Here is a 24860-nt window from a genome sequence, read left to right on the forward strand (position 1 = left end):
GTGGCGATCCTGATCCAGTCCCGGCTGCGGGAAATCGACAAGTCGCTGGAAGAAGCGGCGATGGATCTGGGCTGTCATCCGTTCAAGGTGTTCTTCGTGATCACCATTCCGGTGATTGCGCCGGCACTGATCTCCGGCATGCTGCTGTCGTTCACGCTGTCGCTGGATGACTACGTGCTGACGGCGTTCCTGTCAGGACCGGGGTCGACCACGTTACCGCAGTGGATCTTCTCGTCGATCAAGCTGGGTCTGACGCCGAAGGTAAATGCGCTGGCGACGATCGTGGTGGTGATTGTAACGATCTTCGTGGTGTTGTCGAACCGGATGATGCTGACGGCGCAGAAGAAGCGAGACAAGGCGATGCAGGCGGCGGCCGCTGGCGGGCACTAAGCAAGGTGCCGCAGTCACCGCAATAGCTGCATTCACCCAGTCACACGTAGTTGTGTCACACAGAGAGCCGGCCTTGTGCCGGCTTTTTGTTTGGGTGATTGATCAGAAACAAAAAAACATCCATTCAGTTTTGTTTTTTTGATGTAGAAATAAGTTTCGCTTGCACCGGATGACGACCCGGGAAATAATTCTTGTCAGATACGGGTCAAATAATCGCTAAGTCCTTAGTTTATTTACAAAAAAGACTTGCCCCGCTGTCACTTTTGGGTCAGAATCGCCCCGGCTAAAACGAATCAACTTTAGCAGACTAACTACATTCAATAGCTCATTAACACTTTCCGCCCTATCTCGCTGGTGAGACACGGCTGGTCCTTCGAAACTTGGGGGTCTTGGTTTATGTCCGACTTGGCGCATGCTGCGCAGCTTCAGGCTTTTGGTACGCAGCTTCCCATTCATACCTATTTTGATGCTGATTTTTATCAGCTTGAACAACGCTTGTTATTCGATAATGCGCCTGTCTATTATGGCCACCATTCCATGGTGCCAAATGTCGGCGACTATTACACACTGCCATGGATGGATCATGGCAAGATGCTGGTCCGCAAGGATGAGCACCAGGTTTCCCTGTTATCCAATGTATGCCGCCATCGTCAGGCCATCATGCTCAAAGGGCGTGGCAATGGTCCGAATATCGTTTGCCCGGTACATCGCTGGACTTATGATAATGCGGGTGAACTGATGGGGGCGCCGCTGTTCCCGCAAAATCCTTGCATGAATCTTGGCAAAACAGAGCTGTCTCTCTGGAACGGCCTCTTGTTTGATGCCAGAAGAGACGTGGCCAAAGACCTGGCCAGGCTAGGATGCAAAGCCGAACTGGATTTGTCTGACTACCTCTTTAACCGTGTTGAGCTGACAGAATATAACTTCAACTGGAAAACCTTTATTGAGGTGTATCTGGAAGATTACCATGTCGATCCGTTCCATCCGGGTCTTGGCCAGTTTGTGAACTGTGCTGATCTGACTTGGGAGTTTGGCGAGAATTACAGCGTCCAGACTGTTGGGCCAAAGCATGGCCTGGCCAAGCCTGGCTCTGAGGTTTATCGTCAGTGGTCAGAGCATGCCCTGGCGGCCAATGGAGGCGAAACGCCTAAATACGGTGCCATCTGGTTGACGTACTACCCGAACATCATGATCGAGTGGTATCCGCATACGCTGGTTGTCAGCACCGTACTACCGCGTGGTGTGGATAAATGCACTGTGCTCACCGAGTTCTATTATCCGGAAGAAATTGCCTTGTTCGAGCCGGAATTGATCGAGGCCGAGCAAGCTGCCTATTTTGAAACCGCCAAAGAAGACGACGACATCTGTTATCGCATGCACGAAGGACGCAAGGCCTTGTATGAGCGCGGAGATAACGAGGTCGGGCCATATCAGTCACCCACGGAAGATGGCATGCGCCATTTTCATGAGTGGATGCGCGTTCATATGGGCGAGCATCTCAAGGGGTAAGACATCGGCGAAACCCGGAAACACCCATCCCGACCGGATGGGTGTTTTTTTATGAAATAGCGGCATTCCCCCGGAATGTCTGTAAAATGCAGATATGATCAAATCCGTGATGTTCTTTCCCCGTCAACTGAACACCGCACAGCGTGGCGCCTTATGGATGCTGGTCGCCGGTGCCGGTTTTGCTGTCATGGGTGCACTCGTCAAGCTGGGTAGCCGACACTTTTCGACGGCTGAACTGGTCTTTTACCGGTCATTTATCAGTCTGCTGGTATTGGTGGTAACCATTGTCATCCAGGGACATTCATTACGCACGCCGCATCTCAAAACGCATTTGCAACGCTCTTTGTCGGGGTCTGTCGCCTTGATGATGTCGTTTTATGCGGTGACACAGTTGCCGCTAGCCACCGCAACGACTCTTAACTATACCTCTTCGATTTTTCTGGCCATCCTGACCGTGGTTGTCTTCAAGCGGCGTCCGCCGCTATTGCTGATTATGGCGGTACTGCTGGGTTTTTTCGGCGTTATTTGCCTGTTAAAGCCATCGCTGGATCAGGATACGATCATTCCGGCGTTTATCGGTCTGACGTCCGGTTTTCTGGCGGCCATTGCCTACCTGAACGTCAAGGCGCTGGGGCAACTGGGCGAGCCGGGATGGCGGGTGGTGTTCTACTTTACGCTGACCGCCAGTCTGTGCGCGTTTGTCCTCATGCTGTTTGACCGCTTCCATGCCATTTCGCTCGATTCCGGGCTGATACTGGCCGGTATTGGCGGGTCGGCCACGATTGCACAGCTGGCGTTAACCAAAGCATACAAACAGGGCAAACCTCTGGTCGTGGCGAGCCTTGCCTATAGCACCGTGGTCTTTTCTACCTTGATCAGCGTGATCTTTTGGGGGGAGTCACTGGTCCTGCTGGCCGGATTGGGCATTTTGCTGGTGATCGCCAGCGGGGTGTTGAGTGTATTTGCGTCGAAAGAATAAGAATTTTCTCAATTTGGTGTCATGCCGAATAATAAATTGCAAAGTGATCTGCTAGAGTTAAACTAGTGACAGACAAAGAAGGGCTCTGATTATGATAACAATCGAACAAAAAAATAATGTGCTTCAAGTAAGCGTCCTCGGGCAGTTCACTCTGGATGATTACAAAACCTTTGAAGACCACGTCAGATACAACGTGAAATTTAATGGTGATATCAGTCTGTTATTTGATTTCAGGGACATGCTTGGCTACAGCATCGATGTCGCCTGGGAGGAAGTCCGCTTTGCCAAGGAGCAGGCAGGGCATTTTGTGAAGGTCGCCATTGTCAGTGATGGGCAGTGGGTGTCCTGGCTGGCATGGATGCAAAGCCTGTTCATGCCGCACGAACTGCAGATTTTTGATAATTTTGATAATGCCGCCCTGTGGCTGGCTGCATAATTGTCGTAACATAAACTGGTTACTTCGCAAGTCAGGGCCCTAAAGGGTCCGCTTGTCAAAAAATGTGTATCCTGATTTGGGCAAACACATCCATTAGGTGAGTAGGTTATGTGGGATAAACTGAAACGGTTCATATCCGGAACAGAAACCATGCCGCTATCCAGTGCGTCAGCGGCAAAGCAATGGTTCACGGGGTTGGGTGACCTGGACCCGTCCGGGAGAATCACGGCGTATCTGCAGTTGTGCAAGACACTGGAAGCAGAATCTGAAGATCCGACATCGCAGGTGGCTGCCTTGCTATGGCTGGAAGACCGGCTCTATGACTCTTGGGCGTTTCTGCAAGAGCATTATGCCCAAAACCCCAAAATGCCTAAAGTCATGGAAGAAGCATGCTGGCAGTTGATTATCAACTATGCCAATCAGCAGATTCGTCACTGGCTTCGGGAAATCAAAAGCGAGCATTTCCAGCAACTGAATGTGTCCCAGCAGACGCGCATTCAGGCATTGGTACTGCGCTATATCAACGTCATTGCCAAATTCCATTATTTCCGTTTCAAGGCTGTACCGGAACATCTCTGGCCAATGGCGCACCAGTTGATCCGTGCGGCGGAGGCTGCCGAAGCCGAGGCTCAGCCATTGGTGCTTCATCCGGAGGCGCAGACATCAGAAGGTGCAACCTCCTGTACCGACGAGTACCTGACGCTGATTCTGCTCAATACCCTGAGTGCTAGCGGGCTGACCATTCGCCAGATAGACATGGCAGACCAGTGGCTGCATGTCTGGAGCCGAGGGGTGGCACTCGACAGGCGGTTCCAGCCGCAGAAGCATCATTTTGGGATTGATCTGGCCCAGGCTGACGGACCTACCCGCATTCACGCAGGGATCGAAAGTCCTTCGGCCCGCTATATCGACTGCAATGATCTGGTGGTGCAAATTGACAAGGCGATCCAGGCGATTCGTGCCGGCGGGTCGGAGATCGATAATCTGGGCTTGCCAGACTCTATCAGGCATCCTGGGGCATCTGAGCTGCTGAGCTTCCTGCATGCCCAATGGTCCAATACAGACCGGGCCAAGAAGCGCCATTCGCCGCGTGTGATGGTGAACAAACTGCTGGATGTTGCGCTGGGTTTTCATCATGTGGCAAGCCTGATTCAGGCTGATAATATCTCCCGCAACGGTGACAGCATCAAGATGGGTGTCGATTATGATGAAATGATCGATATGCGCCTGTACGGGTTTGTTTCCCAGCGGACCAAGGCAAAGCAGGCCGCAACCGCCAAAGCCGTGGCAGCGGAAGCTCGCGAGAAGGTGCCTTATGAAACCTGGCTGATCCAGGACGAAAGCGAAGGCGGATTTGGTGCCGTATTACCTTATACTCATGCTGCGGATGACCTGAAGTTGGGGCAGATATTGGCAGTCAGGCTGGCAGAAGAAGAAAACTGGCACGTAGCGACGTTGCGCCGGGTCAGTCTTCAGGACAACAAACATTATTTTGCAGGTATCCAGTTACTGGGGGTGGACCCCGTGATTGCCCTGTATCATGATGAGCATACCAAGTCGATCGGCTATGTGGCGACCTCCGCCAAAGGGCCTGGCGGCGTTGATTTGCCCCCACACAAACTGGCGATCTTTATTGAGCTGAGCTTCGAGAAAGAGCACAACCGCTCCTTGTTATTACGTGCAGAAGATTTTGCCAATGGCAAGGTCATGGAGCTGCATATTGAAGGCAAGCCGCGCTCGTTAGAGCTTTTGCGCGTGATCGAAAAAGGCGTGGATTGGGTCTGGGCAGAAGTGCGGCCCGTGTATGTGGTGGAAGAATCCATTGTGATGTAATTGCGTTGCCTGTACCCACAAAACAAAAGCGCTATCCCGTTAAGGGATAGCGCTTTTTTACTGGACGGTATCGGCGGTGGGAAACTTAGTCTGCCCGGCGACGGAAGTGGGCCACTCTAAAACCCAACAGATAGAGCGAGGCAAAATAGACGCCAGCACCACCTGCCACACAGACGGTTAGCCAGATTGCTCGCTGCCATGCGCGAATGTGCAACCATTGCTCGAAATGGCCGCGCAAGAACCAGAGGCTGGCTGCCATGGCCAGCGTTGCCAACCCCAGCTTCACGGTAAACATGCCCCATCCTGCTGCGGGGCTATAGTCGCCACGTTTACGCAGATTGTAAAACAGCAGGCTGGCATTCATGCAGGCGCCCAGGCTGATGGCCAGAGCCAGGCCTGCATGGTGAAACCGGGAAACCAGCAGGATGTTCAGCAGCTGGGTGCCCAGCAATACCATGACCCCGATTTTTACCGGGGTTTTGATGTTCTGCTTGGCATAGAAACCAGGGGCCAGTACCTTGATCAGGATCAGCGCAATCAGCCCGACACTATAGGCAACCAACGCTTGCTGGGTCATGAACACGTCGTGTGCGGTGTATTTGCCGCCCATGAACAGGGTGGCCAGCAACGGGGAGGCCAGCATGGCCAGACCTACTGCCGCGGGGAGTGCCAGCAACAGGGTGAGTCTTAGTCCCCAGTCGAGCAATGCATTAAATTCATCATGATTATTGCTTGCGGCATGCCGTGACAGTGACGGCAACAGGACGGTACCAAGCGCAACGCCCAGCAAACCGGTGGGGAGCTCCATCAAGCGGTCTGCATTATAAAGCCAGGTGACGCTACCGTTTTCCAGATAAGAGGCAAACCAGGTGTTGATCAATAGGCTGATCTGGCTGATGGAGACGGCAAAAATGGCTGGCCCCATCTGCAGCATGATCCTGCGCACGGCCGGGTCTTTAAAGTTGGGGACAGGTTTTGGCAAGCGCCCCAGTTTGGCTAGGTGCGGCAATTGATAAACCAGCTGCAGTACCCCGCCCAGCATAACGCCAAACGCCAGTGCCAGTACCGGTGGGTGTACATAGGGGGCAACTACCACGGTGGCAAAGATCATGGCGATATTCAGCAGTGTCGGGGTAAAGGCCGGCACCGAGAATTTGTTATAGGCATTCAGAATGCTGCCCGCCAGTGACGCCAGGGAAATCAGCAGAATGTAGGGAAACAACCAGCGCAGCAATGTTACCGTCAGGTCAAACTTGGCGGGGGTGTTGGCAAAACCGGTGGCGGTCAGCCATACCACAAATGGCGCGGCAATAATCCCCAGGACCGTGACGATCAGCAGGGCCAATCCCAATACCCCGGTGACATGATTGAGCAGCGTGTTGGTTTCTTCTTCGGTTCTGGTTTTGCGGTATTCTGCCAGAATCGGGACGAAAGCCTGGGAGAACGCGCCTTCGGCGAAGGTTCTGCGCAGCAGGTTGGGAATCTTGAAGGCAGTCCAGAATGCATCGGTGGCGATGCTCACACCAAAAATCCGGGCGATGGCTGCATCCCGGATAAATCCGAGAATACGGGAAATCAGGGTCATGCCACTGACGGTAAAAACGGTTTTTAGCAGATTCATGCTTGTGCAGTAGGTAGTTGTATCAAGGGAGGTGACTGTTTAGAATGGTCAAACATCAAATGTGGATTGCATCCGGCTACATAAACAGCGGCCTCTTGGATAGGAGTGGGGCTATTTTTGTGGTGCGCTAAAGACGCAGTCGCAAAAATAAGTTAAATTCAAGCCATAAATGATACGCGAAACTTGCAATTTGCGCAGGAAATCCGTAACATCCAACATTTGTTTGATCCAGTCATTTACAGGTTTAAGGAGTTTACATGGCAAATAGCGCTCAAGCCAGAAAGCGTGCGCGTCAAGCCGAGCAAGCTCGCCAGCACAATGCCAGCCAGCGTTCAGCACTGCGTACGGCTATCAAAAAGGTGCGCAAGGCGATTGAAGCCGGAGACAAAGCAGCAGCACAAGGCGTATTCCAAGCATCGATGAGCATCATCGATCGTATCGCAGACAAGAAAATTGTTCACAAGAACACCGCTTCTCGTAACAAGAGTCGTTTGTCTGCTGCGATTAAGGCGATGGCCTGATCCAGCTGGACCGTATCTTCACTGATACAGTCAATGTAAAGCCACCCGTAGGGTGGCTTTTATTTTTTGTGCATCCATATTTGGTTGTCTTTGGTAGAAGACAACACGTCCGTTCCTCTCAATCCTGATCGGTCGGCACGACCTTGATCACTTCTTCCAGCGTTGTCAGCCCGGCAGCGATCTTTTGTGCTCCAGCGAGTTTCAGGGGTTTGAGTCCATCCCGCACGGCCTGTTTTCTTAGTAGGTCAGGGGCGGTATTGCGGCTGATCAGCCGTTTGAAATCTGGCGTAATGGTCAGCATCTCGTACAGGCCGATACGTCCTCTGTAGCCAGTCATCCGGCATTCCAGGCAACCTTTGGGCTGGAAGACCCGGGCAGGGACGGGGGCCTTATAGGGTAACAGCAGTTCATTCCAGGACACTTCGTCCAGTTCACCGGGTTGCTTGCAGTGCGGGCATAAGGTTCTGACCAGCCGTTGCGCCATGACCCCCACCAGGCTGGCACTGATCAGGTAGTCTGGTACGCCGAGTTCGATCAGGCGAATCACAGCCGAGGTGGCATCGTTGGTGTGCAGGGTGGATAGCACCAGATGGCCAGTCAATGCAGCCTGTACCGCCATTTCAGCGGTTTCCCGGTCGCGTATTTCTCCTACCATGATGATGTCCGGATCTTGCCGGAGCAGGGTGCGTACGCCAGAGGCAAAGTCCAGATCGATTTGCGATTGCACCTGCATCTGGTTAAAGGATGGTTCGATCATCTCGATCGGGTCTTCGATGGTGCAGACATTGACCTCGTCGCTGGCCAGCTGCTTGAGCGTGGTGTACAGGGTGGTGGTTTTGCCCGAGCCTGTGGGGCCGGTGACCAGCACAATGCCATGCGGGCGGCTGATAAAGCGGTTCCAGGTGGCATGGTCTTCGCTGGAGAATCCCAGTTCACTGTAGTTGCGGATCAGAATCTGCGGATCAAAAATCCGCATCACCAGTTTTTCGCCAAAGGCGGTGGGCATGGTGGATAAGCGCAGTTCGATTTCACGGTTGTCGGGTGTTTTGGTTTTGATGCGTCCATCCTGCGGGCGGCGCTTTTCGGCCAGGTCCATGCGGCCCAGGGCTTTGACCCGGGCAATGATGGCCCCCATGACGGTTGACGGTACCTGATAGGCCGAGTGCAGGACGCCATCAATCCGGAAACGGATATTGCCCATCTCCCGGCGGGGTTCAATGTGGATATCGGAAGCACGCTGTTCAAAGGCGTATTGAAACACCCAGTCTACCAGCGCGACCACATGATGGTCGTTGGCATCCAGGCTGGTGCGTTGGCCGAGCTCTACCAACTGCTCGAAGTTCTGAAGGATGGATTGCTGTGACACCTGCGCACTGGCTTTTTTGACAAAGCGTGACAGGTTGTAAAATTCTGGCAGGTAGCGGGCGATGTCTTCCGGGCTGGCCAGCACCCGGATCACGCGCCGTTTCAGCAGGCGGGTGAGCTCTTCTTCCCAGTCCCGGATGAACGGCTCTGCGGTGGCCACCGTGACGCTGTCTTTATCGACAGCCACTGGCAGGATGCTGTAACGGCTGGCGTAGGCATGGGTGACGACGCCACCCACGGCAGCCACATCAATCTTGAGCGGATCGATGGTCAGGTAGGGCAGGCCGATTTTGTCTGCCAGCCATTTGCCAAGCACTTCCAGCGTCAGTTGCTGATGTGGTGGCGAGCTGCTTTTCCAGCTTTGGGCGGCAATCAGCGCCAGCGGGTGCGAATCGCCATTGATAGAGGTTCTGGCCGGAATCAGAAAGGCATCTGCCAGGGCCGGGCTCAGCCATTTATCCGCAATCAGTGCATCAAAAATGCCTTGGGTAGAGAGTCGCCTGTCGGTCGCGGAGCGAATGGGGAGAAATTTTTGCATGAATCTGGGCTGACTTTCTGATTGAAGGTGCTAGCGGTATTCTAGCGGGTATTTGCCATCATGACATTGGCTTTAAATGTAAAGATTCTTCAAGGTTGATCAACCGATGTGGCTAAAGCGGTTTCTTTGCAGGTATTGCCGGGTCCAGGCGAGGATGGGGGCTTCTTTCTGCCCGGCACGCCAATACAGGCGTACTTCGAGCGCGGGGAAGAACAGGTCTTTGCTGTCCAGTTCGGTCAGCCGGCCATTCAGGGTCGGGTAGCGCGCAATATTGAGGGGCAAGACGCCCCAGCCAAGTCCTTGCGCAGCCAGTTCTGCCACCGCATACAAGCTGTCGGCCCGCCAGACGTGGGGACTGATGCGTTCTTCATCGTCTTCATCTGCCAGCCCTGGCGACAAAATCAGCTGTCGGTGCTTGGTGAGTTTTCTGCGGTTGACGCTGGTTTCTTGTGCCAGCGGATGGCTGGGGGCGCACACCATGACCCTGGGGACGGCGCTGACGGATTCTGACTCCAGTGATGGCGGGATGCTGCCACGGTGAAAACCCAGTGCGATATCCGCCTGACCGGACTGTAGCCATTCGTTGAGGTTGAGTTGCGAGCCGTGCAGGATATTGAGCTCGATATTGGGAAACGGTGTGGCCAGGGCAGCCAGCAGTGCCAGTGTGGGCGGGTAGGGCAGACCCTCATCCATGGCAAAGGTGACCTGGCCTGCGTGGGTCTTGGCCAGCACAATGGCCTGATTATTGAGGTAGTCACATTGGCGCAGGATTTCCCGGGCTTCTGCCAGCAGGGCTTGCCCGGCTTCAGTCAGGACGGGGATCTTGGTTGTCCGGTCAAATAGCTGAACCCCCAGGCTGCTTTCCAGCAAGGCGATGGCGGTACTGACGGCCGACTGTGCCCGGCCCAGTCTTCGGGCTGCGCCCGAAAATGAACCACTGTCTGCTGCCGTTGAAAAGACATGCAGTTGCTCTAGTGTCCAGTTCATCTATCTATAAACCTGATGGTATTTATCTTTAACAATTCATTTTTATGAATTATTGTGCATCCATACACGAAACACAAGGAGGCATCATGAATGCTTATATTCTGCTGACATTCGCCATCGTATCCGAGGTGATTGCAACCAATTCATTGAAGGCATCACAAGGCTTTACCCGGGCGATTCCGTCCGTGATGGTGGTGCTGGGTTATGGTCTGTCTTTTTATTTGCTGGCGCTGGTGATGCGGGTGCTGCCAGTGGGGCTGGTATATGCGATTTGGTGTGGTATCGGCATTGCGCTGGTGATGCTGACCAGTATCGTGATTTTCAAGGAAGTACCGGATGTACCGGCCATTATCGGCATTTTGATGATTGTGGGAGGTGTGCTGGTGATCCAGCTGTTCTCCAAAGTGACACCGCACTGAGATCATGCAGGTTTAGAGTGGTGCCGATGGGCAAGACGTAAAAAAAGCGGGGATGATCCCCGCTTTTTTTACTGTATGACAGGCCGGATTAACCCAAGCGAGCAGCTACTACGTCCCAGTCTACCAGCTTCCAGAAGCCTTCCAGGTAGTTAGGACGGCTGTTGCGGTAGTCGATGTAGTAAGCGTGTTCCCACACGTCACAGGTCAGCAGGGCGGTGTCTGCGGTTGTCAGTGGGGTACCGGCGGCAGAAGTGTTGACGATGTCCAGTGAACCGTCAGCTTTTTTCACCAGCCAGGTCCAGCCAGAACCGAAGTTACCGGCGGCAGAGGTGTTGAACGCTTTTTTGAATTCGTCCAGTGAGCCCCATTTTGCATTGATGGCATCTGCCAGTTTGCCGGTTGGTACACGTGCTTCACCTGCGTTTGGCTTGAAACCCAGCCAGAAGAAGGTGTGGTTCCATACCTGAGCGGCGTTGTTGAACAGGCCACCCGCTGGGGCTTTTTTAACAATCTCTTCCAGAGACAGAGATTCGTTCTCGGTGCCCTTGATCAGGTTGTTCAGGTTGGTGATGTAAGTCTGGTGGTGTTTACCGTAGTGGTATTCCAGTGTTTCTTTAGACATGTGTGGTGCTAGTGCGTCCAGTGCATATGGCAATTCTGGCAGTTTGTGTTCCATTTGGGACTCCAAATAAATAAGCAGCTATGAAATGCACCTGCAGGCTGCAGATGCATGAAAACCGATCTCGGATGGTCTGTTATAACTGGCAGCGCTGAGCTTATAACTCAAAGCAGCAAGCCGGTTCCGTTATCGTTTATAGTTTATAGAACAAACTTTTGACCGACAATAGTTGACTAATTTAATAACCTATTTTTTTCAGTTATTTTAAATAATCCATAATATGCGTATGTGCCAAGACAAGCTTTGCCGCTTTGTGTTATCTTGCATAGCGCCCGATCACGCGGAGTAGCGCGTGCATGGCTGAAGTGTATGTGGTCCATATGCCTATAAAACCAAGATGACCGCAAAACATCATCATACCAACTGGAGCCTTCATGAGTTTGCTTGCTTTAATTCTGGCACTGCTACTGGAGCAATTTTACCCGCTGGGTAGTCGCAACCAATTCTTTCTGTTTTTTACCCGCTTTGCCAATGTGATCGAGCGCAAGTTCAATGCGGGCGAATATGTGCATGGCGTGGTGGCCTGGCTGCTGGCCGTGATTCCTGCCTGCCTGGTGGCTTGGGCGGGCTATGTGGCGTTAAGACATGTTAATCCGCTGCTGGGGCTGGCGTGGAATGTGCTCGTGTTGTACCTGACCATGGGCTTCCGGCACTTTTCCAGCGCATTTTCCGGTATTTCTGAAGCCCTGCAGCAACAAGACTTGCCGCGAGCACGTGACTTGCTGGCTACCTGGACCAACCAGCCCACCAGCGAGATGACCGAGTCCGAGGTTTCCAAGGTATCGATCGAGCAAGGGCTGATTGATTCGCACCGTTTTGTATTTGCCACGATTTTCTGGTTCCTGATTTTGCCTGGCCCGTCTGGTGCCGTGCTGTACCGGCTGGCATCGCGCCTGTTTGACAAATGGGGTCTGCGTGCCGAGCGTCTGGAAGACAAGTTTGGCTTGTTTGCGGCTTCGATTCACAATTTGCTCGACTGGGTGCCTATCCGCCTGACGGCGGTGAGCTTTGCCATTGTGGGTGACTTTGAAGATGCCGTGTACTGCTGGCGTGCGCAGGCGGCAAACTGGGCCAGCTACGCTTACGGTATTTTGCTGGCCAGTGGGGCCGGTGCGATTGGTGTGCGTCTGGGTGACCCGGTGCATCAGGATCATACCGTCAAATACCGTCCGGAACTGGGGGTGGGTGACGAGGCAGACCCGGACTACCTGAAAAGTGCTGTTGGGCTGATCTGGCGTGGTGTGTTGCTCTGGTTGCTGATTGTCCTGATTCTGTGGTTATCGCACGCCATTTAAAACCCGCCGGATAATGTTGTGCTAAAAACCCCGCTGCAAGTTAATTGCAGCGGGGTTTTTGTTTGGACGCTGACCTGTTTCAGGAGGCGTCTGGCGCGTTGCTCCAGCGGCTGCCCAGAAGCTTGAGCAGGTCATTCTTGGTGACATACCCGGCCAGCAGGCCATCGCTGCCAATGGCGGGCAGGCGCTCACCCTGGTGGGTGATGAAGACTTGCAGGCTGGTCTCGACCGATTGATGCACCTGGATTCTTGGGTAATCCATCTTGATAAGCTGATCGGGAAGCGTGCCAGCATCTTGCTGGGCCTCGGCCTGCTGCAGATATTGGCGAAAATCGTGCAGCGAGATGGCCCCCAGAAAGCGGTGGTCGGCATCGGTGACATAGACGTGCGGCCAGCGATATTGCTGAAATAGGGCATCAGCGTGCTGGCGTTGGGGCGGGTAAGTGATGTACGGGGCATCACTGCGCAGCAGGCGGGCCACAGGCGAGGTTTCTGGTGTGCTGTCGGGCAGGGCTTTGGCATACACGGATGCGCCGCCCAGGGCCCGGGTAATCATGTAGGCAGAAATGGTGGCCAGCATGAGCGGGACAATCGCCAGAGGTGCCTGGGTCATCTCGAACAGCATCAAGATGGCCATCAGTGGCGCATGGGTTGTGGCGCCCAGAAAGGCCCCCATGCCGACGATGATCCAGAGCGGGGTTTCCGGCAGGTAGGGGAAGAATCCGTGAGCCAGGTGGGCAATGACCCCGCCAATCACGGCGCCGACAAAGAGCGAGGGGGTGAAAATGCCGCCAATAGCACCCGAGCCGGTGGCGGCCGCGGTGGCCAGCGACTTGCAGATCAGTACGGCAATCAGCACGGAGATGGTCCAGTTGTGTTTGAGCAGGTGGTCCACGGTTTCGTAGCCGTTACCCCAGACCTCGGGCTGGATGACGGATAACCCGCCCACGATCAGCCCGCCGAGCCCGAGCTTTACCCACAGGGCGGCATTCAACTGGCCAAACAGGCGTTTGCTTTGGGTCATCAGCCATAAGAAAACGGGCGCGCACAGTCCGGCGACGATGCCGGTGAGCAGAAACCAGTACCAGTCGATGCGGGCGATGTCATGGATGGGCGGGATGTGATAAATGGCGGATGTCCCCAGGAAGGGGCGACTGACCAGCTGCGCGGTGGCTGCAGCCAGTACCAGCGGCGCCAGGGATTCGATGGCGATGGATTTGAGCACGATCTCGCTGACAAAGAGCGCCGCGGCAATCGGGGTGTTATAGGCCGCGGTAATGCCGGCGGCGGCACCACAGGCGACCAGTAGCCGCTTTTGCGGGATGCCAAGTTTCAGCAGATTGACGAGACCGGAACCCGTCAGGGCGGCGAGCTGGATCATGGAGGCTTCTCGGCCAATGGCGCTGCCCGAGGCAATCGAGCAGGCAGAGGACGCGGCTCTCAGCAAGGAATGGCGGGCTGGCAAATGGCCATTACCCAGCGTGACCGCCTCCATGTAATCGACTGGGGTACCCGATGGTTGACGGATAGCTTGCAGGATGTAGCCGGCCAGCATGCCGCCCAGGGTCGGGATCAGGATTCGGCTGGCGGTGCTGAGCTCACTGGCGGTCCTGACGGGTGAGTCGACATGGCCAAAGAGTAGGTTGCTCAGCAGCGTGAGCAGTTCGCGGAACGCATGGGTGGCCAGGCCACCGCAGGCACCGATGACCATTGCACAGCACAGGGTGAACAGCAGTTTCTGATAGTGGGCCTGCTGGAATGGCATGACAAAGCTCCAACCGGGATTCTATGCAGTCACGGAACCGCCGTACAAGACGTAAGATTGCCCGAAAAAAACACCCATCGCCGGAGAAGAGCGATGGGTGCAGTCGGAGAGGTATTGCTTATTTGGCCAGGGCCTGTTTGACCGCAGTCAGGCCATCGGCACCAGCGGCGGTCTGGACGCCGGCCAGCCAGCTGGTGACCAGCTGCGGATTGGCCTTGAGTGCGGCTTTGGCGGCCACTTTGGCATCCACTTTCTTGTCCAGAACATCCGTGATGATGTCGTTTTCCATATCGACATTGAACTTCATCTGGGTAAAGAGCTTGCCCAGGTTCGGACACTGCTTGGCGTAGCCTTTACGGGTCACGGTGTGTACGCTGGCGCTGCCGTAGTTGGGCCCGAAGTAGGCATCACCGTCTGCCAGATAGCTGATCTTGAACTTGGTGTTCATCATGTGTGGTTCCCAGGCGAGGAACACAATCCAGCCTTTGTCGGCAATCTTGCGGGAGACCTGGCTCAGCATGCCGGCCTCGCTGGATTCCACCAATTTCCAGTCTTTCAGGCCAAAGTCGTGTTTGATCAGCATGTTCTGGATATTGCGGTTGGCCGGGGCGCCTGCCTCGATCCCGTAGATTTTGCTATCAAACTTGTCGGCATTCTTTTGCAGGTCGGCAAAGCTTTTTACCCCGGCAGCAGCGACATAAGCAGGCACGGCCAGGGTGAATTTGGCTTGTGCCAGATTGGTCTGGGCCACTTCGATCGACCCGTCCTTGATCAGGCCTTCGACCATGGGTTTCTGGGCCGGCATCCAGTTACCCAGAAACACATCGGTCTGCCCCATTTGCAGGCCGCGGAAGGTAATAGGGACAGAAAGTGCATCGACTTTCTGGGTGTACCCTAGCGCATCCAGAATGACGCCAGCCATGGCGTTGGTTGCCTGAATATCGGCCCAGCCGGGTTCTGACATCTTGACCGTTTTGCAAGTCTCGGATTCGGCGGCAAATGACGGGGTGGCCAAGGCGACGGCGAGCAGGGCCGGTACGACGTTAAGTGCAGTGTGACGCATGATGACTCTCTCCTGACATGTGATGGTGACTGCTAAATCATGAAACATCCTGCAAGGGCGGGGTTAGCCGCCATGTCCGTGAACTTTGGGGAAGCGCGCCATCGCTTCCAGCGTATCCAGCTCAATGTGGTTGCGCATGTATTTCTGGCTGGCGTCCTGGAAAGGCTGGAAATCCCAAGCTTTGCGTTTGCCCATGGTTTGTGCTTCGTAATGGAACTGCCGGCGTTTCTGGCTGGCCAGGACGGACTGGGTCAGCGCACTCAGTTGCCAGCGACGGTCGATCTCTGCCCGGAAAGCCTGCACAGTGTCTGCAAACGCCGGGTCTTTGGCCAGATTGGTTTTTTCCAGCGGGTCTTTGTCCAGATCAAATAGCATGTCCGGGTCTGTCGGGCTAAAGACAAACTTCCATTGGCCGCGGCGAATCATCAGCAGCGGGGCGATGGTACCTTCCCCCATGTATTCACCGATGACTTCGTCGTGACCGGGGGCACCGGTGAGATGCGGCCACAGGCTACGCCCGTCGATTTCTTCCGGATAAGCCGGGCTCTGGCCATCGTGTGACATATCGACCAGGGTGGGTAGTACATCTGCCAGAGAAACCGATGCTTTGATGCGGCCAGGGGTAAATTTTGCCGGCGCCGAGACAATCAGCGGCACTCGGGTGGCCCCTTCAAAGAAGTTCATCTTGTACCAGAGTCCCCGTTCGCCCAGCATGTCGCCATGGTCGGCCAGCAGCATGATGATGGTGTTGTCTGCCTGACCGGTTTTTTCCAGTGCAGTCAGTATCTCCCCGATCTGGTCATCTACAAACGATACGGCACCATAATAGGCATGGCGGGCATTGCGGATCTGTTCGTCGGTGATCGGGGTGCTGTCCATGTCACTGACGTGGCGCAGGCGCAGGCTGTGCGGGTCGGCCGCTACGTCTGCGGCGCTGACTTTGGGCATGTCGATGTCTGCATGGTTGTAGCGGTCCCAGTATTCCTGCGGGATGGCATACGGGTCGTGCGGGTGGGTCATGGACACCACCATGCAGAAGGGGCGGTCATCGCCCTGACGTGCCAGGTCGTACAGCTTTTGTTTGGCTGCAAAAACGACTTCTTCGTCAAAGTCTAGCTGGTTGGTGCGAACACAGACGCCGGCATCGGTGACCGAGCTCATGTTGTGATACCAGCTGGGGCGAACCTCGGGCTGGGACCAGTCCGGTGTCCAGCCAAAATCCGCCGGGTAGATGTCGGTCGTCAGGCGTTCTTCAAAACCATGCATCTGGTCTGCACCGCAGAAATGCATTTTGCCGGACAGGATGGTCTGGTAACCCGCATGGCGCAGGTAGTGGCCGAAGGTGAGGACTTCGGATGGCAGCTCGGAGGCATTGTCATAGCCGCCAATGCGTGACGGCAGTTTGCCGGACATGAAGACATAGCGTGAGGGTGCGCACAGCGGGCTGTTGGTATAGGCGGATTCAAATACCACACCTTGTGCGGCCAGCCGGTCGATATTGGGGGTTTTGCAAACACGGTTGCCATAAGCGGCTAGCGCGCCTGGTGTCAGTTGGTCTGCCATCAGGATCAAAATATTGGGTTGCTTTTTCATGGTCTGTCCTGCCTGCTGATCATCAGTATCGTTTATGTGTCTGATGGTGGGTTAAACATGCATGAGCAGAATTTATATTGATATGAAGGCAGTGTGAACGGTAGACTTTGATATGAAGACATAAGGAAACGTTATGGCAAACCTGTCAGATATCCCTGCGCTACAGACGCTGCAGCATTTTGCGGCCGCAGCGAGGCATTTGAATTTCACGACGGCAGCCGAAGAACTGGGGACGACGCAGCCCGCGATCAGTTTACGGATTACCCAACTGGAGAAAGCGCTGGGGGTACCACTTTTCAAGCGGCAGCATCGTGGCGTGGCGCTGACCCATGATGGCGCCAGATTATATGAGGCGGTGCGCGAAGGGCTGGGCATCATCGGTAACGTGACGCAGGAAATCCTGGCCCGCCAGAAGAAACCGGTACTGACGGTGGCGACTGACTTCGGCTTTGCCGCGTATTGGCTGATGCCCAGAATGCAGGCGTTGCGGGAACATATTCCGGATCTGGACGTGCGTATCATGACCTCGCAGCAGGTGATTGATATTCGCGATGATGTCATTGATGCTGCCATTGCCTTTGGCGATGGCTACTGGCCCGGGTGCGTGGCCGAGAAACTGCTGCCCGAGCAGGTGCAGCCGGTATGCAGCCAACGGTTCAAGGACCAACATGGACTGTCAGACGATGGCGACTGGCAGGATGTACCTTTGATTCATCTGGAGCGGCCGGAGCCGGTGCGCTGGATCAGCTGGTCTGACTGGTTTGCACAGAAGCACTGGCCGGCACACCATAGCGGGCATGATGTGACCTTTAACAATTATCCGCTGGTGATTCAGGGTGCCATGACCGGTCAGGGGGTCGCCTTGGGCTGGCTGCCACTGGTGCAGGATTTGCTGGCCACGGGCCAGCTGGTGCCCGCAGCGACAGCAACCATTGAGACGCAAAGGGGATATTTTTTGGTGCTAAGGGAATCCACCCGACTGACCGGGCACATCAAGCTGTTCCGGCAATGGATTCATGCCGCTTGTCAGACGGACTTGGGTATTCGCTGATACCAGCGAAGGTCAGGGAACCTGCCAGCAGGCATCCAGCTGCCCGTGAGACCACTGGTACAATGCACGCCGCTGGTTGAAAGGGGCAAGGTATAGCCAGGTCAGCTCGGAAACGTGCAGGCTCAACACCACAAAATAAGGTTTACCGGCTTCGCTTTCTGCCAGGCTCGGCGCACGGTAAGACAGATCCTTGGGCAAACCGTTGCCGGGCAAACCGATGGTTTGGCCGGGCGCCGGGTTGACCAGATAGGCGCGTCTGGAATGCATCCGGGTGGTTTGCCAGAACCGTTCAGCCACCTCATCCCCGTGATGCACACTGATCTCACCCCGAAGTTGCAGCTGGATTTTCTGGGCGTGGTCATACATTTGCAGAACGGCCACTGGTTGTTTTGCCAGCTCGGCCATCTTTTGCGTCCGGCAATCGCTAAAGAAAAAAACTTGCCGGGTCTTTACGTCCACCCCACGCAATACTACTGTCCTTGCCTGGGGCGTTCCGTCCAGACCGACCGTCGCCAGCACCGGCAGGTGAGACCCAACACGCGGGTCCTTGACACCAAGCTCAAGCAGACGCCAGGCATGGGCCAGTGTTTCGTTCAGGTCATCAAAGAAGGCTTGTACCATGCGCTTTACAGTGGAAACAGGTTGAGCAGGCCATCCAGCCCGACCTGGTCAAAGGCGGCGGATGCTTCTGCTTTCAGGACGGCCTTGCCACGGAAGGCAATCGAGTAGCCGGCTGCATGGAACATGGTGCGGTCATTCGCGCCGTCACCAAAGGCAATGGTTTGTTCCGGGGCCAAACCGAGTTCGTCCCGCAGTCTGATCAGATTATCCGCCTTTGCCTGCGCATCGACAACGTCACCCAGCACGCGACCGGTCAGTTTGCCGTTAACGATTTCCAGCTCGTTGGCAACCGTCCAGGTCAGCCCCAGCTCAGCTTGGAGCCGGCGGGTAAAATAGGTAAAGCCGCCAGAAATCAGCAAGGTCTTGATGCCTTTGGCGTGTGCGGCCGCCAGCATTTCACGCGCGCCGGGTTGCAGCTGCAAGCGTTCTTCGTACACGGTTTCCAGTACCGACTCGCTCAGCCCTTCCAGCAGAGATACCCGTTCACGCAGGCTGGATGAAAAATCCAGCTCACCCGCCATGGAGCGTTCGGTAATGGCGGACACTTGGGCTTTCAGACCCTGCATGTCGGCAATTTCATCAATGCACTCAATCGTGATCAGGGTGGAATCCATGTCCATGGCAATCAGGCCAAAATCACTCAGCGATTTGTTGGGCGCAAACGCATAATCACAGGCATGGTGCGCGCAAATATCGGCTACGCTGCTTTTATGCGCAATATCCGCACCTTCTAGCCGAAACGCACGCTGATTGATCTGCTGAATACCGTTTGCATTGGCCGCTTTGGCGATCTCTTTCAGAACAGGGGTCGCAATCTCGGCGGTGGATTGAATGATCAGATTCATGACTAGCTAAGTTCCTTGAACAGTTCTTTGATACGGGCAATACGCACGCCAATTTCCGGCAGCTTGCTTTCTACACGCAGTTTGTCCTGCCCAGCCAGCTTGTAGTGGCGTTTGGTCTGGATCAGGGTAATGATTTTCATCGGGTCAATCGGCGGATTGGCTACAAACTGGACGCTGATACCCACCTCGGTGGCATCCAGCTTGATAATACCCAGCGGTTTGGCCAGCAGGCGGATACGATGGGATTCCAGCAAGGCCTGTGCGGCATCCGGCAGCAGTCCGAACCGGTCGATCATTTCCTGATGCAGCTCGTCCAGTTCATCGGCAGTGTCGCAGTTGGCCAGCCGTTTGTAGATGACCAGCCGCTCATGGACATCCGGGCAATAGTCCGTCGGCAGCAGGGCAGGGACATGCAGATTAATCTCGGACACCACTTCCAGCGGTTGGGAGAAGTCCGGCTCGATACCCTTTTTCAGCGCCTTGACGGCCTGGTTCAGCATGTCCGAATACAGGTTGAAACCGATTTCCTGCACCTGACCACTCTGCCCCTCACCCAGCACCTCACCCGCACCGCGGATTTCCAGATCGTGCATGGCCAGATAGAAACCGGACCCAAGTTCTTCCATCATCTGGATGGCTTCCAGCCGCTTCACGGCCGAGCTGGTGGTTTTTTCTGGCGTCAGCAGGTAGGCATAGGCCTGATGGTGGCTACGGCCAACACGACCACGCAGCTGGTGCAACTGCGCCAGACCAAACTTGTCGGCACGGTGGATCAGGATCGTGTTGGCATTCGGGACGTCAATCCCGGTTTCGATAATCGTGGTACACAGGAACAGGTTAAAGCGCTGCTGATAGAAGTCGCGCATGATCTGCTCCAGATCACGCTCGCGCATCTGGCCATGACCAATGCCGATACGGGCTTCCGGCAACAGCTTCTCCAGTCGCTCGCGCATGTTCTCGATGGTGTCTACCTCGTTATACAGATAGAACACCTGGCCACCGCGTTTGAGCTCCCGCAAAACGGCTTCGCGGATCACGCCGTCAGATTCGTTGGCCACAAAGGTCTTGATGGCCAGCCGGCGTTGCGGGGCCGTGGCAATCACGGAGAAGTCGCGCAAGCCTTCCAGTGCCATGCCCAACGTACGCGGAATCGGTGTCGCGGTGAGCGTCAGCACGTCCACTTCGGCGCGCAAGGCTTTCAGCTGTTCTTTCTGGCGCACGCCAAAGCGATGCTCTTCATCAATAATCACCAGCCCAAGACGGGCGAATTTCATATCCGACTGCACCAGACGATGCGTACCGATCACGATGTCGGCACTACCGTCTGCCAGCATCTTCATGGCTTGTGCCTGTTCTTTGGCTGAGCGGAAACGGGACAGCTCAACCACCTTGACCGGCAGATCGGCAAAGCGGTCACAGAAGGTCTGGTAGTGTTGTTCGGCCAAGAGCGTGGTCGGGACCAGTACGGCCACCTGCTTGCCATCGGCAACCGCCACAAAGGCGGCCCGCAAGGCAACCTCGGTCTTGCCGAAGCCGACATCCCCGCACACCAGTCGGTCCATCGGCTTGCCGGAGGTCATGTCCTTGATGACGGACACAATGGCAGCGGCCTGATCTGGCGTTTCTTCAAAACCGAAGCCATCGGCAAATGCGGCATAATCATGCTCGTTAAAGCCAAAAGCATAGCCTTGTCGAGCGGCACGCCGTGCGTAAAGGTTCAGCAGTTCGGCTGCGGTGTCGCGGACCTGTTCGGCCGCTTTCTTCTTGGCTTTGTCCCATTGCCCGGAGCCCAGCTTGTGCATGGGCGCGGCATCGGCAGATACACCCGCATAACGCGATACCACGTGCAACTGCGCCACCGGGATGTACAGTTTGGCGTCGTCAGCATAAGACAAGTGCAGGAATTCGGTGGCACCTTCACCCAGGTCCATGGTGACCAGACCCAGATAGCGTCCCACCCCGTGCTGCTCATGGACGACCGGGTCGCCTTCTTTCAGCTCGGACAAGTCACGCAACAGGTTTTCGGTATTGGTTTTCTTGCCCTGGCGTTTTTGCTGCGCCCGATTGACGTTCGCGTATAGCTCGGCTTCCGTGATCAGGTGGAAAGCATCGCACGAGAACCCCTGTTGCGGGTTGCCTACCGCCAGCGCAAACGGGCTGTCTGAGGCCAGAAAGCCGGCAAAATCATCGACCACCGCAGGGGTCAGGCCGTATTCTTTCAGGAAGTTCAGCAGCGTTTCACGGCGACCCAGCGATTCAGCCACCAGCAGCGTACGTTTCTTGCTCTGGGCCAGCATGGCATCCAGCCGGAACAGCGGGTTTTCGGCTTTGCGGTCTACCAGCACGTTAGGCGGGATCAAGGTCAGCAGCTGATCGTTATCTGCGGCCATTTCCGGCAGATGAACCACGCGGTAGGCATGGGTCGAGGCAAAGAATTGTTCCGTGGTCAGAAACAGCCGGTTAGGCGGCAATAGCGGCCGTTCTTTGTCGCCAGATAACAGGCGGTAGCGCGAATCAGTATCTTTCCAGAAAGCTTGTGCGGCGGCATCCAGATGATGGTGCTGTACCAGCAGCGTGTCTTCCGGCAGGTAGTCAAACAGCGTCGCCGTCTCATCAAAAAACAGCGGCAGATAGTATTCGATACCGGCCGGGGTCAGATTGTTGCTGACATCCTTGTACAGCCGGGATTTGGTCGGGTCACCCTCAAACGCTTCGCGGAAATTGCGCCGGAACGTGCTAACGCCATTGGCATCCGACGGGTATTCGCGCGCCGGCAGTAGCTGGATGTCCCCCACCGGATAGAGGGTACGCTGTGTATCCACATCAAACGTGCGGATGGTTTCCAGATCATTATCAAACAGATCCAGACGGTAGGGCAGGACGGCCCCCATCGGGAACAGATCGATCAGGCTGCCCCGGATGCTGTATTCGCCCGGGGAATACACCTGCGTGACGTGGGTGTAACCAGCCAGGGTGAACTGCTCTCTCAGGCGCTCCAGATCCAGCGTCTGGCCTTTCTTCAGCATGAAGGTGTATGCCGCCAGGAAAGACGGCGGTGCCAGCCGGTATAGCGCGGTTGCGACCGGCACAATGGCAATGTCAAATTGCCGATTATGTAAACGGTACAGGGTGGCCAAGCGTTCAGAGATCAGGTCCTGATGTGGCGAGAAGTGATCGTAAGGGAGGGTTTCCCAGTCGGGTAGCAGGCAGACACGGGCATCCGGCGCAAAAAAAGCCAGTTCGTCTTTTAGGCGCTGGGCATGCTGCGCGGTGGCCGTTATCACGGTCACCGGGGTTTTGTGGGTACTTAATTGTGCAATCGCCAGCGCATCGGCAGACCCATGCAAGTACGGCCAGCGTAGCTTGTTGCCTGGCTTGGTTGCAGCTGTGAACGGGCTTGGCAAGGAAAGTACGGGGTGCTTGGGCATGGTCGTGGGGTAATGGCTACGTGTGCAGTGGCAAAAAACCTGCATTATACCCTTGCTTATCCCGTGACGGTGCGAATGTATGCGTGTATCGCCATGCTACGGGATGCTTTGCCAGGTTCAATGCCGATAAGCGCTTGCCATGCGGAGCGACCTTGCCTACACTCTACCGGACACTGCAATTTTCAGATATGTTTTATGAAGTTCAATTATTTTTTTGTGTTTAGATGGGAGTCAAAACAATGATCAAGAAAATCCTGGCAGGCCTGTTGGCCACGTTCAGCATGGTAGTTGCATTTGCAACGGTAAACATTAACACCGCCACCGAAGCACAGCTGGAAACCCTGAAAGGCATTGGCCCGGCCAAAGCCAAAGCCATTATCGAGTATCGCCAGAAAAACGGCCCGTTCAAGACCCTTGAAGCGCTGAAAGACGTCAAAGGCGTGGGCGATGTGACCTACAACAGCATCAAGTCCGAGATTTCACTGAGCGGCGCGACCACCGCGCCAGCAGCGCCAGCCACCAAAGCGACGCCTGCAACGCCGGCAACCAAGGCCGTCCCAGCAACCCCGGCTACCAAGGCAACACCAGCAGTACCGGCCACGCCTGCGACCAAAGCGACGCCAGCTGTCCCTGCATCTCCTTCCAAGGCTGAGCAAAAGAAACAGGAAAACGCGGATGCCAAAGCGGCCAAGAAGCAGGAAAAAGAACTGAAAGCATCTGAAAAATCTGGCAAAAAAGGCAAGAAGCCAGTAGAAGAAGGCAAAGATAAAGGCAAGAAAAGCTGATTCGTAGATGATTTGCTAATCGTCTGCTGATCCAAAAAACGAGCCCGCAGGCAGAAATGCTTGCAGGCTCGTTTTTTTTGCCTTTCGTTTAATGCATGCAAGACGTACATACGCTATTTTCTTCGGGAACTAACTATTTTCAGGTAATATCCATATCATATTCTCTGATGATTCTTCTCGTACGCTTTTGGGCTGCGATGTCTTTTCTGGATGACACATGTCTTATCTAACGCTTGCAAATACCGTGGGCAATACTCCGTTGGTGGCCCTGACCCGGCTACCGCAACACTTCGGCGTTCCCGCCTCGACCACCCTGTTGCTGAAGCTGGAAGGGAATAACCCTGCCGGTTCGGTCAAGGACCGTCCTGCGTTGTCGATGATTCGCCGTGCGGAGGCCCGAGGGGATATCAAGCCGGGGGACACCCTGATTGAAGCTACCAGCGGTAATACCGGCATTGCACTGGCCATGGCATCGGCCATGATGGGGTACAAGATGGTGCTGATCATGCCGGAACACCTGAGCATCGAGCGCCGGCAATCCATGGCCGCCTACGGGGCACAAATCATCCTGACGTCAAAAGAAATCGGCATGGAAGGCGCGCGGGATCTGGCGGTACAGATGGAGCAGGAAGGCAAGGGCAAGGTGCTGGACCAGTTTGCCAACCCGGATAATCCGTTGGCCCACTATGAAGGTACCGGGCCGGAAATCTGGCGCGATACCCAGGGCAAGATCACGCATTTTGTCAGCAGCATGGGGACGACAGGTACCATCATGGGGGCGTCCCGTTTTCTGAAAGAACAAAATCCGGGGGTGCAGATCATCGGCGTTCAGCCGGAAGAAGGCGCCCAGATTCCGGGTATCCGCAAATGGCCGGAAGAATACATGCCTTCCATTTTCGATGCATCCCGTGTGGATGAATTGGCCTACGTGTCTCAAACGGCTGCCGAAGACACTACCCGCCAGCTGGCCAGAGAAGAAGGCATTTTTGTCGGTGTATCTTCTGGCGGTGCGCTGTATGCCGCGTTGCAACTGGCGCGCACGGTGGAAAACGGTGTCATTGTCTCGATCGCGTGCGACAGGGGTGACCGTTACCTGTCGACAGGCATTTTCCCGGCAGGATGACCCTGGCGGCAGGC

At 55.2% G+C, this 24860-nt stretch carries 21 protein-coding genes; 11 read left to right on the forward strand and 10 right to left on the reverse strand.

The genetic code is table 11. The annotated features are described in order from the left end of the window. The 5 genes from F552_RS18325 to F552_RS0102805 all read left to right on the forward strand — a co-directional run. Positions 1–390, forward strand: a 390-nt coding sequence (locus tag F552_RS18325) for an ABC transporter permease subunit (RefSeq protein ID WP_018150193.1), incomplete at its 5' end; no start/stop codon positions are given. Positions 391–786: 396 nt separating this feature from the next. Next, positions 787–1899, forward strand: coding sequence for an aromatic ring-hydroxylating oxygenase subunit alpha (locus tag F552_RS0102790; RefSeq protein ID WP_018150194.1), 1113 nt, complete (start codon positions 787–789; stop codon positions 1897–1899). 109 nt (positions 1900–2008) lie between these two features. Beyond that, complete coding sequence (locus F552_RS0102795) at positions 2009–2878, forward strand: DMT family transporter (protein WP_245546648.1); 870 nt, start codon at positions 2009–2011, stop codon at positions 2876–2878. 118 nt (positions 2879–2996) lie between these two features. After that, positions 2997–3314, forward strand: coding sequence for a SpoIIAA family protein (locus F552_RS0102800; protein ID WP_169333560.1), 318 nt, complete (start codon positions 2997–2999; stop codon positions 3312–3314). A gap of 108 nt (positions 3315–3422) precedes the next feature. Continuing rightward, the gene (locus F552_RS0102805) at positions 3423–5147 is read left to right on the forward strand and encodes a cyclic-di-GMP receptor FimW-related protein (protein WP_018150197.1); all 1725 of its coding nucleotides are present in this window, start codon (positions 3423–3425) and stop codon (positions 5145–5147) included. A gap of 85 nt (positions 5148–5232) precedes the next feature. Here the strand turns inward: F552_RS0102805 and murJ are convergent, their stop codons facing one another. Further along, positions 5233–6768, reverse strand: a complete 1536-nt coding sequence (gene murJ, locus F552_RS0102810) for a murein biosynthesis integral membrane protein MurJ (protein ID WP_018150198.1) — start codon at positions 6766–6768, stop codon at positions 5233–5235. A 257-nt stretch (positions 6769–7025) separates the two neighbouring features. On the opposite strand from murJ, the gene rpsT reads away from it, so the two are divergent. Continuing rightward, positions 7026–7289 carry a 30S ribosomal protein S20 gene (gene rpsT, locus F552_RS0102815; RefSeq protein WP_018150199.1) on the forward strand — a complete coding sequence of 88 codons (264 nt, stop codon included), beginning with the start codon at positions 7026–7028 and terminating at the stop codon, positions 7287–7289. Between the two features lie 118 nt (positions 7290–7407). Here the strand turns inward: rpsT and tfpB are convergent, their stop codons facing one another. Further along, positions 7408–9192: a type IV pilus assembly ATPase TfpB gene (tfpB, locus tag F552_RS0102820; protein WP_018150200.1), complete on the reverse strand. Its 1785-nt coding sequence runs from the start codon at positions 9190–9192 to the stop codon at positions 7408–7410. Positions 9193–9291: 99 nt separating this feature from the next. Further along, the gene (locus tag F552_RS18330) at positions 9292–10179 is read right to left on the reverse strand and encodes a LysR family transcriptional regulator (protein WP_018150201.1); all 888 of its coding nucleotides are present in this window, start codon (positions 10177–10179) and stop codon (positions 9292–9294) included. Between the two features lie 86 nt (positions 10180–10265). Here F552_RS18330 and F552_RS0102830 point away from each other — a divergent pair, with 86 nt between their 5' ends. Beyond that, positions 10266–10598 carry a DMT family transporter gene (locus F552_RS0102830; protein WP_018150202.1) on the forward strand — a complete coding sequence of 111 codons (333 nt, stop codon included), beginning with the start codon at positions 10266–10268 and terminating at the stop codon, positions 10596–10598. Positions 10599–10686: 88 nt separating this feature from the next. Here the strand turns inward: F552_RS0102830 and F552_RS0102835 are convergent, their stop codons facing one another. Next, complete coding sequence (locus F552_RS0102835) at positions 10687–11274, reverse strand: superoxide dismutase (protein ID WP_018150203.1); 588 nt, start codon at positions 11272–11274, stop codon at positions 10687–10689. 377 nt (positions 11275–11651) lie between these two features. On the opposite strand from F552_RS0102835, the gene F552_RS0102840 reads away from it, so the two are divergent. Then, positions 11652–12572: a CobD/CbiB family protein gene (locus F552_RS0102840; protein WP_018150204.1), complete on the forward strand. Its 921-nt coding sequence runs from the start codon at positions 11652–11654 to the stop codon at positions 12570–12572. Between the two features lie 79 nt (positions 12573–12651). Here the strand turns inward: F552_RS0102840 and F552_RS18335 are convergent, their stop codons facing one another. The 3 genes from F552_RS18335 to betC all read right to left on the reverse strand — a co-directional run bounded on the left by F552_RS18335 (position 12652) and on the right by betC (position 16993). Then, entirely contained in the window at positions 12652–14337 is a 1686-nt protein-coding gene (locus F552_RS18335) for a ClcB-like voltage-gated chloride channel protein (protein WP_018150205.1), read from the reverse strand. 118 nt (positions 14338–14455) lie between these two features. Beyond that, positions 14456–15400: a choline ABC transporter substrate-binding protein gene (choX, locus tag F552_RS0102850; protein ID WP_018150206.1), complete on the reverse strand. Its 945-nt coding sequence runs from the start codon at positions 15398–15400 to the stop codon at positions 14456–14458. 63 nt (positions 15401–15463) lie between these two features. Further along, positions 15464–16993, reverse strand: coding sequence for a choline-sulfatase (gene betC / locus F552_RS0102855; RefSeq protein ID WP_018150207.1), 1530 nt, complete (start codon positions 16991–16993; stop codon positions 15464–15466). Positions 16994–17126: 133 nt separating this feature from the next. On the opposite strand from betC, the gene F552_RS18340 reads away from it, so the two are divergent. Then, the gene (locus tag F552_RS18340) at positions 17127–18044 is read left to right on the forward strand and encodes a choline sulfate utilization transcriptional regulator (protein ID WP_018150208.1); all 918 of its coding nucleotides are present in this window, start codon (positions 17127–17129) and stop codon (positions 18042–18044) included. Between the two features lie 12 nt (positions 18045–18056). On the opposite strand, the gene F552_RS19910 is transcribed toward F552_RS18340, so the two are convergent. Genes F552_RS19910 through mfd form a run of 3 tightly spaced genes read right to left on the reverse strand, consistent with a single transcriptional unit; the run spans position 18057 to position 22938 of the window. Then, complete coding sequence (locus tag F552_RS19910; RefSeq protein ID WP_018150209.1) at positions 18057–18665, reverse strand: pyridoxamine 5'-phosphate oxidase family protein; 609 nt, start codon at positions 18663–18665, stop codon at positions 18057–18059. Between the two features lie 5 nt (positions 18666–18670). Continuing rightward, positions 18671–19510, reverse strand: a complete 840-nt coding sequence (gene serB, locus F552_RS0102870) for a phosphoserine phosphatase SerB (RefSeq protein WP_018150210.1) — start codon at positions 19508–19510, stop codon at positions 18671–18673. Between the two features lie 2 nt (positions 19511–19512). Continuing rightward, a complete protein-coding gene (gene mfd / locus F552_RS0102875; protein ID WP_018150211.1) occupies positions 19513–22938 on the reverse strand; it encodes a transcription-repair coupling factor in 3426 nt (1141 codons plus the stop codon). Positions 22939–23177: 239 nt separating this feature from the next. On the opposite strand from mfd, the gene F552_RS21030 reads away from it, so the two are divergent. Together F552_RS21030 and cysM are read left to right on the forward strand one after the other, a co-directional pair. Further along, positions 23178–23723, forward strand: coding sequence for a ComEA family DNA-binding protein (locus tag F552_RS21030; protein WP_018150212.1), 546 nt, complete (start codon positions 23178–23180; stop codon positions 23721–23723). 217 nt (positions 23724–23940) lie between these two features. Beyond that, positions 23941–24846 carry a cysteine synthase CysM gene (gene cysM / locus F552_RS0102885; RefSeq protein WP_018150213.1) on the forward strand — a complete coding sequence of 302 codons (906 nt, stop codon included), beginning with the start codon at positions 23941–23943 and terminating at the stop codon, positions 24844–24846. Positions 24847–24860: the final 14 nt, after the last annotated feature.

Origin of the sequence: Leeia oryzae DSM 17879 (assembly GCF_000376945.1) — a bacterium.
GTDB lineage: Bacteria > Pseudomonadota > Gammaproteobacteria > Burkholderiales > Leeiaceae > Leeia > Leeia oryzae.